This is a genomic window from Butyrivibrio proteoclasticus P6B7 (assembly GCF_000622085.1).
GTDB lineage: Bacteria > Bacillota > Clostridia > Lachnospirales > Lachnospiraceae > Butyrivibrio > Butyrivibrio proteoclasticus_A.
In genome coordinates, this window is sequence record NZ_JHWL01000006.1 from 119712 (window position 1) to 133845 (window position 14134).

A 14134-nucleotide genomic window follows, 5' to 3' on the forward strand; every position below is an offset into this window, starting at 1 on the left:
GTAGACATTGTGTCTATATCACATATTCAAGAAATTGCCCCATGCAATTCTTAATCATTATATACTTCACTTCTTTAAAGTGCAAGAGAAAATTGAATTTTTGTATAATTGTATCCCAGATAAACATATTCCAATGTAATACCGTTTACATCGGTAATTCCCCTGTATACGGCAAAAGAAAACCCATCAGCCTTAGCCAATGGGTTTATAAATTCAATGTGATCAGTCCTCAGTCTTAAGGAACTCAGACTTGATATATCCAGTCTTGCCGTCGTATTCAACCTTAGCCCAGCCATTTGAATACTGCTCAACAACGTTAACTGTAGAACCTGAATAGATCATTGCAAGTACATCGGAATCTGTGCTCTGCTCCTTACGAAGTCTTACAGAATCATTAACCTGCATCTTGCCTGTCTTAGCGTCTGTCTTCTTAGAAGAATCCTTGGATGTATCTGTAGTAGTATCCTTGGAATCTGTATCCTTATTGTCCTTAGAATCTGTCTGTGTATTATCTGTCTCTACCGTCTCTTCTCCAACTACCTCAAAGAACTCAGTCTTAACGTAAGCATAACCACCTTCATATTCAATCTTACTCCAGCCGTTTGCAAGAGCCTCAACCTGCTTGAACTCCTGCCCCTTTGTGGTCTTAGCAAGGATATCAGCAGTCTCTGAATCTGAGCTTCTGATATTAACTACGTCTGTAGCTCTGATAGTATGAACTGTAGTAGTAGCCTGCTGTGGAGTATCTGTTGTTGCCTCAGCTGTACTAGCCTCACCACCAGCCTCTACTGCGCTTGCATCAGTACTTGCAGCCTCTGAAGAAGCAAGTGCCTCTCCAACAGAAACCTGAAGTCCTGCTCTCATTCTTGTAAGAAGCTCTGCAAGAGCCTCGTCTGAATTAACCATTTCATTGTAGGTTGAAGCAACCTTGTTGTTAAGATCGATTACGTCTGCCTGAACATTGATCTGCTTAAGATAATCAATCTCGCTGGCATCAGCAATATCACCATTAATATAGAGGTTACCATTTTCATCTGTGCAGATGTAGAGAGTCTCAAGACCTGGAACTGCCTTGTCGTACTCATAAAGCTTAACCTCGTTGTAAACATAGGCAACATAGCTTCCCTGTGCAGGACCTGGCTTAGTGTAAACAGTTATGTTCTGGAATTCCTCGATATACTCTGCAGCTGCTACAGCCTTTAAAAGCTCTGTATCCTCAAGTCCCTTGTAGATAGATGCGATTGTCTCTGCATCTCCTGCAGCTGAAGCAGTGTAGTACTGGTTGATAAGTGCATTAACCTCAGGGTATGCATTTTCTTCCATTGTAACCTCTGGAATCTCGTAAGTAACTGCCTCTGTAGCATCTCCGCCGCTCTGAGCAAGCTTTGTAGCCTTCTTATTAGCTGTAAGAGCAATAACAATGGTAACTGCAACTGCTATGATGAAAACTATAGGCATGAGAAGCTTCTTGTTATCTCCAAGGATAGCAAAAATATCCTTCTTCTCATTTCTAAAGGATTTAAGATCGTTGTTTTTCTTTTTCTTCTTCATTGGTAAACCTCTATAAAAAATATTACGTATAATCTCGTGCGTGACATGCACCCGACAGGAATCGAACCTGCATTAAAGGCGTCGGAGGCCTCCGTTCTATCCATTAGACTACGGGTGCATACATACCCGAATATAATAACATAAGAGCCCCTTCATGTCCAAGTTTAATTGTACACCTTTGGGCCCAGATATTTAACAACAATTAAATAATCGTTAAAAGAACTTACGCGCTGTAAACACCCAGTCTGTCGAGACAGGAATCATAATAGTACACATTGTCACTAAGAACATCCTCGTCTTTGACCACAGTAGAGTTAACCTCTTTTACCATCAGCCTCAAAAAGCTTGGATCTCCATTGCATACAGTGGCAGGTACAGCAAGTACTTCATGGACAGATGAAGGAATAATAAACAGGTCATCATGGAGCGTTTCTGATAATTCCTTGAGCACTCCATCATTAAGCATTACTGCTGCTCCAAATGCCTGCTTATCATTAGAAAGAACCATGATTGACATTTCATATAACCCTTCAGGAGCAAGACTTCCAATGGCATCAGCCACATTCCTGATCTTGGGTCTATTGATCTTATTGGCATTTTCTAAAGCCTGTTCCCAAAGCTCCTTTTTACTGATCTCCCAGAACTCAAGATGACTGTTTTTAACTGTAATACTACCAGCTCCAATGCGCTTATCTTTAACAAGACAGATAGGAACAAGGGCCAGATCCTCGAAGGCCTTGTAAGGAATATCCTTTAGCTGTTCCTTGTTCTTAGCTATGTTCACAAGCTTAAAGGAAAGCTTATCTGACACAGAGGAAAAAGATCTATAGAATTCAGTATCTACATCTCCCTCTGGAGCATACTCCCTGTATATCTTAAGCACATTCTCCGCCAGCATTTCCACAGAAGCACCTTTCATGTAATCCTGATAAAAACCATCTAAAAAGATAGTTGGTGCTACATTTTCATCTTCTTTTCTAATAAGGATTCCGTGATAATTCACACAGTTATTCTTCTCAATCTTCTTGATCTTAACCTCATAATCCTCTCCCAATCTGATTTTAAGCTCACTTGCGATGGCTTCTACAAAAACATTTATTTCCATATATTATTTCCTTTCATACCATTTTGATAAACTGAGCATCTGTGAACAAACTCACATCGCTCCAAAGACACTAAATTGATAGCCTGCGATATTTTCGCAAAAGAAAAAGACAATAAAGAATCACTTGCGTGTTTCCTTATTGTCTTACATGTTTCTATTAATTATTTATGACACAATTGCGTCAGATATAGGTATATGTCAGTAAATTAAACTCTTGAAAGATACTCACCTGTTCTAGTATCGATCTTGATAACGTCTCCTTCGTTAACGAAGAGAGGAACTGAAACAGTTGCACCTGTCTCAACAGTAGCAGGCTTTGTGGCACCTGTAGCTGTATCGCCCTTGAAACCAGGCTCAGTCTCTGTGATTGTGAGCTCTACGAACATAGGTGGCTCAACTGCGAATACGTTTCCATTGTAAGAATTGATCTTGCAAACTTCGTTCTCTTTAACGAACTTGAGAGAATCGCCGATCTGGTCAGATGTAAGACCGATCTGCTCATATGTCTCAGAATCCATGAAGTTGAAGATATCGCCATCCTGATAGAGATACTGCATATCCTTCTTATCAATACGAGCTGCTGGGAATTTCTCAGTAGGACGGAATGTTGTCTCCTTAACACCGCCGTTGATGATATCCTTAAGCTTAGTTCTTACGAAAGCAGCGCCCTTACCAGGCTTAACATGCTGAAATTCAATAATCTGACATACGTTACCATCGATTTCGATGGTCATACCATTTCTGAAATCACTTGCAGAAATCATAAAAAGTCCTCCTAAATTACTTCACATCAAACAACTAGTATATATTATACTATACTTTTCCTTTTTTCAACTGTTTTTTACTAATTGTTTAGATTTGAATTCGTTGCCATTCCCACAAGGATTCCAAGCTTTTATTTGTATTTTGTTCAAATAAAAATGTTAATCAGTCATTCTGTCTAAAGGTAGGCATAAGACGAAGCTTGTGGAGGTTGATCTTGTGTAGTCTTTCGATCTTAGCTCTTTTCTCTTCATCATCAAGAGTGCCTGTGAAGATGTATCTGTCGAGCTCGTCATAGGTAAATCCAAGCTTATCCTCATCAGTAAGTCCACAAAGTCCATCAGATGGAGTCTTGTGAATAAGCTCCCTAGGAAGTCCAAGAGCATCACCTATAAGTCTCATCTCAGTTACTGTAAAGTCAGAGCATGGGCTGAAGTCGCCGGCAGCATCGCCGTACTTGGTTGAATAACCCACATAGTCCTCTGATCTGTTACAGGTGTTGGTTACACGACCGCCGTTTGGAAGAGACTGAGCAACTGAGTAAAGTGTTGTCATACGAACTCTTGGTGGAGTGTTGATCAACGCATCATTTCCAAGCTCATATCCAGAAGCTGCAGCCATCTGCTTGAAGGCCTCCACAGCAGGGTGGATGTTGACCACATAGCTCTTTATACCGAGAAGCTCTACTACCTTCTTGGAGTCGTCGATGTCCTTCTGGTCTCCGTCTGGCATGAGGACGCCCACAACTCTGTCCTTTCCAAGGGCTCTTGTCAAAAGAGCTGCCACTATTGTTGAGTCCTTACCTCCGGAAATACCGATGACTGCGCTGGCCTTAGGACCGTTCTCCTCGAACCAGTCCTGTATCCATTTGGTTACTTCTTCTATCATTTTGTTAGCGTCAAAGTTCTGTAAGTATTCCATAATTTGTTCCTCGTTTCCTTATATAAATATGGTGTGATCAGTGAGCCATGCGCCAGTCGATGCATCTCTGAAGGTACTCAACATATTCAGGATTCTTGCACATTCCTTTGCCCTTTACGTCAGAAATCTTAGCTACGTCCTGACCGTTGCATCTTGTTGTTTTCATTACGATGTTGAGGGCTGGAACGAAGGTATCATTTGAGATGTAGGTTCCGATTCCAAATCCAACCTTAGCTTTTCCATTGAAGTGTCTAAAGAGCTTGTCTGCCTTTTCAAAGTCGAGGCTGTCGCTGAAAAGAAGTGTCTTGGTCTTAGGATCGATTCCAAGGCTTTCATAGTGCCTTATCATCTTCTCGCCCCATTCGATTGGATCTCCTGAGTCGTGGCGAACGCCGCTAAACAGTGTTGCATATGTGAGCTGGAAGTCCTTGAGGAAGCAATCTGTTGTAATAGTGTCTGTGAGAGCTGTTCCGTTTAAGATTCCGTACTCTTTTACCCAGGCATCAAGAGCGTACCAGTTTGAATATGCTGGATTGTGCTTGTGATTACCCTGGCCTGTGCACATGATCCATTCGTGTGCCATGGTTCCTACTGGAGTTACGTTATATTTCTTTGCAAGGTACACGTTAGAAGTTCCAAGGAACTTAGATACGTTAAGGTCTGTCTCCTTAAGGGTCTTAACTGCCAGGTCCTGAGCCTCTGCAGAAAGTCTTCTTCTAAGACCAAACTCACTGAAGATTGAAAGGTAGAGGCTGCCGTTCTTAACCTTCTCAACTTTCTCCTTAAGTCTTTCCTTGAAGCTTTCAAAGAGTTCGTCGTAGTTGTACTGCATTCTGAAGTATACTTCGTTGACGATGGCAAGGGTTGGAATCTCGTACATTGAAGTGTTGAGCCATGTGCCCTTTGTCTCGATGTTAAGTCCGCACTCTGCGTTGTCATCGATTGTGAAGTCTTCAAATCTAGCCTGCCAGAGTCTTAAGAAGTCAACGTAAGATCCTTTGATCCAAACGATATTCTCAAGGTACTCAAGCTCCTCCTCTGTGAATCTGAGCTGGCAGAAGGCTTTGATCTGATTTCTGATCTCTTCTACCATTTCCTTAGTGAAGTGAACGTCTTTGTTACGGCACTTGAAGGTCCATGTTGTCTTGTAGTCACTGAACTGATGGTAGATTGCCTGTCCCATTGAAAATTTGTAAGCATCCTGCTCAAGTAATGATGTGATGATCTGTTCCATAATTGTTTCCCCTTTTCGTTGTGTGTTCATTTAAGAAGATATTCTCTGAAGGCCGGAATTATCATATCCTTGTACTGTTCCATATCTTCTCTTATCATGGTAGCGCTGATTGGCCTAACTCTCTGGCATCTGTGGACCTTGATGTGCTCTGGAGTATTCTCCAAAAGCTCTGTGTAATCGCCCTCTGATGTATAGAAGGTAAGAACATCCTTGGCTGTTATGAGTTCGTTCTTATAAAAGTGTAGAAGCATTCTCTCAACCCAGTAGTTCCAGATCTGCTGTGGATCCCAGTGGGCTTTGATCTTGGGATCTGTGTCCCAAAGCATTGTCACCAGGATCTGCTCATCATCTGCGAATTCCTTAAGTGCAAGTTCATAGCGCTTTTCAAGTGGCATCTGAGGATATCCTCTATCGCCCTCATGTCCGCAGCAGATGACTATCACTCTGTCCATTTCTCTTTTTGCTATATCTATTACATCCTTGTGGCCCAAGTGCATTGGTGCAAAGGTGCCAAACACGATACCTATGTTCATATTGTCCCCTTAGTTAGAACTTGTTGTTATACTGCGCCTGTGTGACTGCTGTCAGTTGCCGTTATTAGAATACGCTTACCTGGCAGCTCTTCATGGTTGTGAGGGCTGCATTGTGAGATTCTACTGATACTCCTGCGCAGCACTTAGAATCTACAGTTACAGGAATCTCTCTTGAGAAAGTCTTGATCAGAAGTGCATTGCTGACTACACAAATGTCTGTGCAAACTCCGATGAGTTCTACCTGTAAGTCGCCATTTCTTTTGTCTGCTTCTGCTCTGATGAACTGGGCAAGCTCCTCACTTCCGAAGGTAGGCTTGTTAAAGATCTTCTTACCCTCTGCCAGTGGCTTAAGCTCTGGGATAAGGTCCCAACCTTCTGTATTCTCAATGCAGTGAACTACTGGAAGGTTCTTACCCTCCTGGGTCTCCATGTAGTTGTCCTGGTGAGTATCTCTGGTATAAACCACTTCACCGTCAAAGTTCTTGATCTTGTCGACAACGTCCCCAACAATTGCCTGTGCTTCCTTGCTTCCAAGAGCACCTGTAACAAAATCATTCTGCATGTCTACTACTACTAATATTTTATCCATAGCTTCTCTCCTCCTATGTATGAATACGTATCTGCTGGTCTTCCCCTACCTACTACAACTGATCCTGTCTTGTTGATGAGTCCGTGCTCAATGTAGGTATTCATCTGATATTTAGTAAAGTTGCCTCTGTTGATCTCTTTTCCAATTACTGCCTGATAGAGTTCCCTAAGTCCCTGGGATGTAAAGCACTTAGTATCCTTGAGGAACCTGAAGATCAGGTCTGTGTACTCTATCTTGCTTCGAAGTCTTTCGATTGCGATTCCAAGCATTCTGTCGTGGTCAAAACCAAGGTTGCTGGAAAGAAAGCTTGGTGGCTCGGAGGTGGCGGTTGCTGCGCTGGCGGCGGTTGGTACGTTGCTTGCGGTAGTCGCCACCGAAACCAGTCGGTAGCTGCCAACGTTGGACTTCCCTATTGTGAACCACTCCATCCATGGCACATCCACCATGTCCTTGTCCGGGATAATGCCGATGTAGGCAATTGAGATAACTCTGTCTCGTGGATCCCTGTGGATCTCTGAAAAAGTCTGCATCTGCTCGGTGTATATGGAATCCGGAAGATGGAGCTTATCCTTAAGAAGCCTGTCCACCGCTCCCTCAGCGGATTCATCTTCGTGAATGAAGGTCCCTGGCAATGAGTACTGATCCTTGTAAGGCTCCTGATCTCGCCTTGTAAGGCAGATCGCCAATTCATTATCTATTACAGAAAAAAGAAGTAGATCAACTGTAACATATGGATGATTGTAATCTCTTAGGGCCATGTGATAACTCCTTTCTGTAAGATTTGGTTGTGTTGATTTTGGTTGGTTGTTTTTTTGTTTTGGGTTTTATTTTGTTTCTGTTTTATATTTATTATTATATACACCTTGATTTATGTGTCAAGTATTTTGTTTCAACTTTATTTTTATTATTCAAAAAGACTTGAAACCCAGTGTTTACCTGGTTTTCAAGTCTTACTGCAGGCTTAATTTCAAGAAATCTTGATTTTAAGCCTGCTCTTTTCAGGAGCCACAAGCTCATTGGCAGGCTTAATTTCAGGAAATCTTGATTTTAAGCCTGCTTTTTCCAGGAGCCACAAGCTCATTGGCAGGCCTAATTTCAGGAAATCTTGTTTTTAAGCCTGCTTTTTCTCAAATCCGCAGGTTCATTGGCAGGCTTAATTTCAGGAAATCTTGTTTTTAAGCCTGCTTTTTCTCATATCCGCAGGCTCATTGGCAGGCTTAATTTCAGGAAATCTTGATTTTAAGCCTGCTCTTGTCAAGAACCTCGTGCCAAATCAAATCACACATGGTACAGAAGTCTCTTGGTGAAGGTATTTCTGTAGGTGCTTGGTGAAAAGCCAGTTATCTTTTTATATGTCCTTGAGAAATTGTGGACATCGGAAAAGCCCAGCTCCAGCGCGATGTCTGTGATAGACCTGTCACTATCAGTCAGGAAAAAGCTGGCGGTCTCCATCTTCTGTTCCAGAATAAACTGCTTGAGCGTGATTCCGCGAACTCTACTAAAGAGATTGGACAGATACTTAGAGCTGTAGCCAAACTCATTCGCAATGTCGCTGATCTTGATGTTGGCAGTGATGTTTCGCCTCACGTAGTCTGCAATATCAGAATATATCTGTTTTCTTCCAAGAGGATCCGCCTCAATCTGTTCCCTGGTCTCAAGCTGACCATACAGTTCTGTTAAAAGAGCTGTCGTCGCTGCATTAAGGGTTATGGCAGGATATTCGTTGCGCTCAAGATCCTGAATCTGCTTCATCTGGACTGCAACCTTCTCAATTCGCGGAACACTTCCCGTCTGAGGAAGCATGAAGCAAGCAGCATTCTTGATGCTCGCAATGTCAGACTGCCTGATTCTTGCAGGGAAAGCCCCCATGTCTACAGTAAAGTGAATCCAGTAAAAGGCAACAAAAGACTTCTTAATTCCCTCGCGGAAGGAGTCACTAGGTGGAAGAATCAGGTACTCACCTCGCGAAACCGTGAACTCCTCATCCATGTATTTAATGTATAGCGTGCCTTCCGTAACCACTATGAGCTCATAATCAAACACCAGTGGAAGCTTATCATGCTTCCAATCTTCAGAAAGAGCTATGAACTTGCCAGATCTTAAATACGTAAAAATGCTATTCTCCGGAAATACCATAGTCATATTCTCTTGCTTTTTCTTCATCGTCTTCTCCTTTAGGTTACTTGGCTACGAGGACAGTGCCATATAAAAATAGAATGTTCGTCTTGCTCCCGCTCTCGTAACGTAAAAAAGCGCACATATCAACACCTAATATGTATATTTAACACTTGTATCCACAATTTAGTACACATATAATTATAGTTTCTATACACAGCATTAACAATATAGCTGATTAATTCTAGGTGTTCTTATACACTTTTTCCAATAAATCATATATGTACTTTTAACACCTTTTGTTCACCCCTGCTATTCACTCACTCTCCAAAAGATGTTAGCCTTTCTATATAGAAAATTATGAATTACCGGTATCACAAACAAATATAGGAAGGTATAGATATGAATCATTGGGAATTGGTGAATGATAAGGCTGTGAAGATTGTGGATGCGTACTGCGTGGAGGCCATGGAGGCTGATGTTGCAAATATGCTTAAGCTGGATGCCGACAGGCTTCTGGCGGGCTTTAGAGAGACCGCAGGCCTTATTGCAGGCATGGACGAAAAAGCCATCACAGACTTTATGAAAGGTAAAAAGAGATATGGCGGTCTCTGGGAAGACGGCATGATAGGCGGCCACACCTTGGGGCACCTTTTGACAGCACTGGCTCAGGCAGTTGCTAATCCTGCTCTTTCAGATGACCTTAAGGAGAAGGCGAAAGCTCTTTTAACATATTACGTAGATAGTCTCAAGGAATGTCAGGACCTTACGAAGGGCACTGCCTACGAAGGCTACATCTTTGCTGGAATCTTGCCCACTAAGGAATTCAGAGACAATCCTGCTCTGCAGTTCGACAACGTGGAGGAGGGAAAGACAGATCTTTTCAAAGAGTCATGGGTTCCGTGGTACACCATGCACAAGATCATCACAGGCCTTAACGCTGCTGCCATCCTAACAGGAAGCGGCACAGCCCTTGGAATTGCCAATGGCATCGCTCTTTGGACAGGCAAAAGAGCTAAATCCTGGTCCGATCAGGTACACAGAACTGTTCTGAACATCGAGTACGGCGGCATGAACGACTGCCTCTATGAGCTTCATCGCATCAACAAGGAGCTGAAGGCTAAGGGGGTTGCTGAGGCCATGGAAGATCCTCAGATAATTTATGACATCGCCCACTACTTCGATGATGAGGATCTTTTTGAGAAGACTCTTTTGAATGAAAAGAACTTTTTTAACAACGTGCACGCCAACACCACGATTCCAAAGTACATTGGCGCTCTTTCTCGCTACGAGTCCGACAACAGTCAGACCCGCTACCTGGATTACGCCAAGGCTTTCTGGGATATTGTCATCGACAAGCACACCTATGTAACTGGCGGCAACAGTGAGAATGAGCACTTTGGTGAAGACTACGTTCTGGACAAGGAGCGCACCCACGTCAACAATGAGACCTGCAACACCTACAACATGCTGAAGTTCTCAAGGCGCCTCTTCGCGGCCACCGGTGAAAAGAAATATCTGGACTATTCAGAACGCACCTTTATTAACGCCATCCTGGCTTCGCAGGACCATGACACCGGCTTTACCACTTACTTCCAGCCCATGGCCACAGGCTTCCACAAGGTCTTCAACAACCTGGATGACAATTTCTGGTGCTGCACAGGCACTGGCTATGAGAACTTCACAAAGCTCCAGCGTGGTATCTTTTACAAGAGTGCCGACAAGCTCCTGGTGTCACTGTATCTGGCTTCCCAGTATAGGAGCGATGCCTACGACCTGGATATGGACTGTGATCTTAGCTCATCTCAGCTGGTTAAGGTTAATGTCAGGGTAAAAGAGAATTCGATGCCTGATGACATCTACTTTAGAATTCCAGAGTGGGTTTGCTCGGATGTGACTTTAACTGTGGATGGGGAAACAATTGATGATAAATGTTGTAACCAAGCTGCATTAGAGAACATCTCAGAATATGTAAGAGATTATAAAAACAAAGACAGATATGTGATTATCCCTAAGGATAAGATCAGCAAGAATTGCGAGATTACTCTCACACTTCCAATGGAGCTGCACTACGAGAATCTGCCTGATGGGCCTGATACCTACGCCTTCATGTACGGACCTTTTGTGCTTTCTGCAAGACTTGGCACAGCCAAGATCAGCACCACAACCCACGGCGTACGAGTAAATGTGTCTGCCACCAAAACTGTAGACAGCGATGAACTCAAGATCACAAGTGAGGACAGTGTTGCGGACTTCCTTGCAAATCTAAATAAGCACCTTCAGAAAGTCCCTGGCACCATGGAGTTTGAATTAAGCGGCGTGGACAAGCCTCTTACCTTCACAACTCACTACAACCAGTACAAGGAAAGCTACGGAATCTACTGGAAATTGGAGGTATAAAAATAAGGACACAGAGATGGGCTACTTTAGTAGGTAGTCCATACCTGTGTCCATAATATTCTTCAAACTTAATCCCCGTTACCTTCTGCAGTCTGACCGGAGGATGATTCATTCTGAGTGGTGGATGATTCATTTCCGTTCCCTGAACCGTTATCCCCACTATCTTCTGGTTTTTCGGTGGAAGAACTATTTGCAGCTTCTTCTTGCTTCTTTCTTTCTTCCTCTTCCTGTCTCTTCTTTTCTTCCTCTTCTTGCTTCTTCTTTTCTTCCTCTTCCTGTTTCTTCTTTTCTTCTTCTTGCTTCTTCTTTTCTTCCTCTTCTTGCTTCTTCTTTTCTTCCTCTTCCTGCTTCTTCTTTTCTTCCTCTTCCTGTTTCTTCTTTTCTTCTTCAGCCTTCTTCTTTTCTTCCTCTTCTTGTTTCTTCTTTTCTTCCTCTTCCTGTTTCTTCTTATCGTCTTCTGTTACAGTGCTGCTCTGAGAAGAAGCGTCTGAAGCATTCTGATCTTCTGTGATTCCCATCATGTCCATGAGGTCACCAAGGTTGCCTTCGTTAATTCCAGATTCATCACCAGTTGTAACCTTGACCTTGTTTGGATCAGGCTTAACATACTTAACTACATATTCGCCTTCATCAGATATTCCAGGTACTGGATGCTCTACAATGTAATTGAAAATGGCTTCGCATCCTTTTCCAGAATAATGAAGTCCGTCGCCGCCGTTATACTCGGACTTAACCTGTCCATCAGATCCTTTGAGGACTTCAGCGATATCAAGATAAAAGATGTGTTTCTCCTTTGCGGTCTCCATAAGGAAATCATTGTATTTGTCTATCACTGCGTTCTGCACATAATCTTTGTACAATCCGTTATCATCAACGGGTCCTATAGATACAAGTACAATATTAGAATTAGGTGCCATCTCAGCCACGCTGTCTATAAGAGAAATAAATGTATTCTTATAATGATCCTCGCTGGCATCATTGATTCCATTTACTCCAAGAAGAATATATATAACCTGAGCCTGATGAGACTGCAGATAGGATTTCATAGTATATTCTTTTCCAGCATTGTTCATGAATTTATTGGATGCAAATGCTGGATGAGATATGCCAATCTGCGCAAGTGCGGCATCGTCGTTAAAAAAGCCATAGTTGACCATAGCTACGGTTCTTGAATCCCCAAGGAATACGCATCTGTTAAGATATCCTTCCTTAGCACCTTCTTTTTTGGCAAGTATAGTTGTATCCGGTGTAGATTCAGTCTTTGTTTCTTCAGTTGCTGTCTCAACTACTGGTGTGCCTTCGCTTCCAGAAGTTCCCTCGCTTGCAATCTGTGTTTCTCCACCGTTCTCACCCGAAGTGTTTTTCTTGACATTACCTATGTACACTATGAGTAAAAAAATAGCAAAGGCAACCACCACCATTCCCAAGGAGATGGCAATTAGTTCCTTTGTACCAATGCGCTGCATTATATCATCAAGTTTTCTTGCTGTGTTTCTCTTAAATCTTCTAAGTTTCTTAAATATATCGTTCTTCATGCAAATTCAATTTTCCTTCAATATAATATTTTGGGACCACTACCCAGTCCACTGGGGCCATTTTGTTTTGAGTCACTAACCCCATCCCCTAGTCTCAGCAGCTCTGGATGTAGTCCATAGCTTCCAGATAGCCGTTAAGGCCGTGGCCATAGATCTGCTTGTGGCATGCTGGAGCTGTGACAGAAACCTTGCGGAATTCCTCACGGGACTGGATGTCTGAAATGTGAACCTCGACTTTAATGATGTTCTCAAGGCTCTTCAATGCATCATGAATAGCATAGCTATAGTGCGTGTAAGCACCAGGATTGATGACTATGCCATCAGTTCCATCGCTATAGGCTTCCTGAAGGCGGTCGATGATTGCACCTTCGTGGTTGGACTGGAAGATATCTACATCCACTCCGTCAGCGGCAGCTTTATCCTTAATAATACCACACAGGTAATCATAGTCCTGATTGCCATATACAGCCTTTTCTCTTATTCCTAAGAAATTCAGATTGGGTCCATTTATAACCAGTATCTTCATGATTTATTCCTTCTTGTTATGACGCATACTCGGAGTAGCTGACTCCTGTATATTTCTTAAAACAGCGGCTAAAGTAGTTGGGATCAGGGATTCCAACCTGGGCTGCTGCCTGGTACATCTTAGTCTTGGTCTTGGCTATCTGAATGGCCTTGGCCATGCGGATCTCTGTCAGGTATTCAACAAAGCCCACACCTGTATCCTGCTTGAACTTCCTGGACAGGTAGCTGGAACTAAAGCCAAAGTGCTGAGCCACATAAGCCAGATTAAGCTTAGGATCTGCAAAGTTCTCCTCCACATATTTCTTGATGCGATCTGTGGCATCAGCCTCAGCATTTGCTGTTTCGTCCTGTTCCTTTCTGCTTCTGTCCCAGGCCTCCACGTTTACATCAAGCTTATCCTTAGCTCTTTCTAAAACCTTGGTGATCTCTGCCCTTACCATGGGCTTTAACATGTATTCAAACACAGGAAGGCTCACGCATTTCCTGGCGTATTCAAACTGATCAATTGCTGTCATGATAATAATGATAAGATTGGGATAGCGCTCTGTAGCTGTCTCTGTGAACTCAATACCATTCATGAAAGGCATGGAAATATCAACAAATGCTATATCCGGCCTTAGCTCATCAATTATATTGATGGCCTCAATTCCACTGGCAGCCTCGCCCACAACCTCCATGTTAAGGCTCTCCCAATCAATGGACGCTCCCAGAAGCTTTCTGGCAGACTGTTCATCGTCTATTATCATAACCCTGTACTTTCTACTCATACCACATACCCCATTGTATCATCAGATAATTCCAGTTCAGAATTCTGTGATCATCACGCCCAGAATCCTGCATTCACCAAATTCATTCGCATTCCCT

The 14134-nt window shown here is 42.9% G+C and carries 13 protein-coding genes and 1 tRNA gene; 1 reads left to right on the top strand and 13 read right to left on the bottom strand.

The features are described from left to right. Positions 1-222: 222 nt before the first annotated feature. The 10 genes from T541_RS0107340 to T541_RS0107395 form a co-directional block, all read right to left on the bottom strand. Positions 223-1551, bottom strand: a complete 1329-nt coding sequence (locus T541_RS0107340; RefSeq protein WP_026652086.1) for an SH3 domain-containing protein — start codon at positions 1549-1551, stop codon at positions 223-225. Positions 1552-1597: 46 nt separating this feature from the next. Next, positions 1598-1669: transfer RNA gene (locus T541_RS0107345), tRNA-Arg, on the bottom strand. 105 nt (positions 1670-1774) lie between these two features. After that, positions 1775-2656: a DUF5688 family protein gene (locus T541_RS0107350; RefSeq protein ID WP_026652087.1), complete on the bottom strand. Its 882-nt coding sequence runs from the start codon at positions 2654-2656 to the stop codon at positions 1775-1777. Between the two features lie 206 nt (positions 2657-2862). Beyond that, positions 2863-3420, bottom strand: a complete 558-nt coding sequence (gene efp, locus T541_RS0107355; protein WP_026652088.1) for an elongation factor P — start codon at positions 3418-3420, stop codon at positions 2863-2865. A 163-nt stretch (positions 3421-3583) separates the two neighbouring features. After that, on the bottom strand, positions 3584-4339 hold the full coding sequence (gene nadE, locus T541_RS0107360; protein ID WP_026652090.1) for an NAD(+) synthase: 756 nt from the start codon (positions 4337-4339) through the stop codon (positions 3584-3586). 37 nt (positions 4340-4376) lie between these two features. Beyond that, positions 4377-5573 (bottom strand): nicotinate phosphoribosyltransferase, encoded by a 1197-nt coding sequence (gene pncB, locus T541_RS0107365; RefSeq protein ID WP_197025150.1) that lies wholly within the window; start codon positions 5571-5573, stop codon positions 4377-4379. A gap of 26 nt (positions 5574-5599) precedes the next feature. After that, entirely contained in the window at positions 5600-6106 is a 507-nt protein-coding gene (locus T541_RS19110; RefSeq protein ID WP_026652092.1) for an adenylyltransferase/cytidyltransferase family protein, read from the bottom strand. Between the two features lie 64 nt (positions 6107-6170). Further along, the gene (locus tag T541_RS0107375; RefSeq protein WP_026652093.1) at positions 6171-6695 is read right to left on the bottom strand and encodes a cysteine hydrolase family protein; all 525 of its coding nucleotides are present in this window, start codon (positions 6693-6695) and stop codon (positions 6171-6173) included. Beyond that, positions 6680-7453 (bottom strand): NUDIX hydrolase, encoded by a 774-nt coding sequence (locus T541_RS0107380; RefSeq protein WP_026652094.1) that lies wholly within the window; start codon positions 7451-7453, stop codon positions 6680-6682. The genes T541_RS0107375 and T541_RS0107380 overlap by 16 nt, the downstream gene beginning before the upstream one ends. A 520-nt stretch (positions 7454-7973) precedes the next feature. Next, the gene (locus tag T541_RS0107395) at positions 7974-8858 is read right to left on the bottom strand and encodes an AraC family transcriptional regulator (protein ID WP_051538143.1); all 885 of its coding nucleotides are present in this window, start codon (positions 8856-8858) and stop codon (positions 7974-7976) included. Between the two features lie 354 nt (positions 8859-9212). On the opposite strand from T541_RS0107395, the gene T541_RS19115 reads away from it, so the two are divergent. Further along, positions 9213-11210 carry a beta-L-arabinofuranosidase domain-containing protein gene (locus T541_RS19115; protein WP_051538144.1) on the top strand — a complete coding sequence of 666 codons (1998 nt, stop codon included), beginning with the start codon at positions 9213-9215 and terminating at the stop codon, positions 11208-11210. 68 nt (positions 11211-11278) lie between these two features. Here T541_RS19115 and T541_RS20645 read toward each other — a convergent pair whose 3' ends face one another. The 3 genes from T541_RS20645 to T541_RS0107415 all read right to left on the bottom strand — a co-directional run bounded on the left by T541_RS20645 (position 11279) and on the right by T541_RS0107415 (position 14037). After that, positions 11279-12745, bottom strand: coding sequence for a GDSL-type esterase/lipase family protein (locus T541_RS20645; protein ID WP_026652096.1), 1467 nt, complete (start codon positions 12743-12745; stop codon positions 11279-11281). Positions 12746-12839: 94 nt separating this feature from the next. Next, positions 12840-13271 (bottom strand): type II 3-dehydroquinate dehydratase, encoded by a 432-nt coding sequence (locus T541_RS0107410; protein WP_026652098.1) that lies wholly within the window; start codon positions 13269-13271, stop codon positions 12840-12842. A gap of 16 nt (positions 13272-13287) precedes the next feature. Beyond that, positions 13288-14037 (bottom strand): response regulator transcription factor, encoded by a 750-nt coding sequence (locus tag T541_RS0107415; protein WP_026652099.1) that lies wholly within the window; start codon positions 14035-14037, stop codon positions 13288-13290. Positions 14038-14134 lie beyond the last annotated feature (97 nt).

Coding starts and splice junctions, on each gene's coding strand:
- T541_RS0107410 (WP_026652098.1), bottom strand. CDS start 13,271: ATGAAGATACTGGTTATAAATGGACCCAATCTGAATTTCTTAGGAATA.
- T541_RS20645 (WP_026652096.1), bottom strand. CDS start 12,745: ATGAAGAACGATATATTTAAGAAACTTAGAAGATTTAAGAGAAACACA.
- pncB (WP_197025150.1), bottom strand. CDS start 5,573: ATGGAACAGATCATCACATCATTACTTGAGCAGGATGCTTACAAATTT.
- T541_RS0107340 (WP_026652086.1), bottom strand. CDS start 1,551: ATGAAGAAGAAAAAGAAAAACAACGATCTTAAATCCTTTAGAAATGAG.
- T541_RS0107380 (WP_026652094.1), bottom strand. CDS start 7,453: ATGGCCCTAAGAGATTACAATCATCCATATGTTACAGTTGATCTACTT.
- T541_RS0107350 (WP_026652087.1), bottom strand. CDS start 2,656: ATGGAAATAAATGTTTTTGTAGAAGCCATCGCAAGTGAGCTTAAAATC.
- efp (WP_026652088.1), bottom strand. CDS start 3,420: ATGATTTCTGCAAGTGATTTCAGAAATGGTATGACCATCGAAATCGAT.
- T541_RS19115 (WP_051538144.1), top strand. CDS start 9,213: ATGAATCATTGGGAATTGGTGAATGATAAGGCTGTGAAGATTGTGGAT.
- T541_RS19110 (WP_026652092.1), bottom strand. CDS start 6,106: ATGAACATAGGTATCGTGTTTGGCACCTTTGCACCAATGCACTTGGGC.
- nadE (WP_026652090.1), bottom strand. CDS start 4,339: ATGGAATACTTACAGAACTTTGACGCTAACAAAATGATAGAAGAAGTA.
- T541_RS0107395 (WP_051538143.1), bottom strand. CDS start 8,858: ATGAAGAAAAAGCAAGAGAATATGACTATGGTATTTCCGGAGAATAGC.
- T541_RS0107415 (WP_026652099.1), bottom strand. CDS start 14,037: ATGAGTAGAAAGTACAGGGTTATGATAATAGACGATGAACAGTCTGCC.
- T541_RS0107375 (WP_026652093.1), bottom strand. CDS start 6,695: ATGGATAAAATATTAGTAGTAGTAGACATGCAGAATGATTTTGTTACA.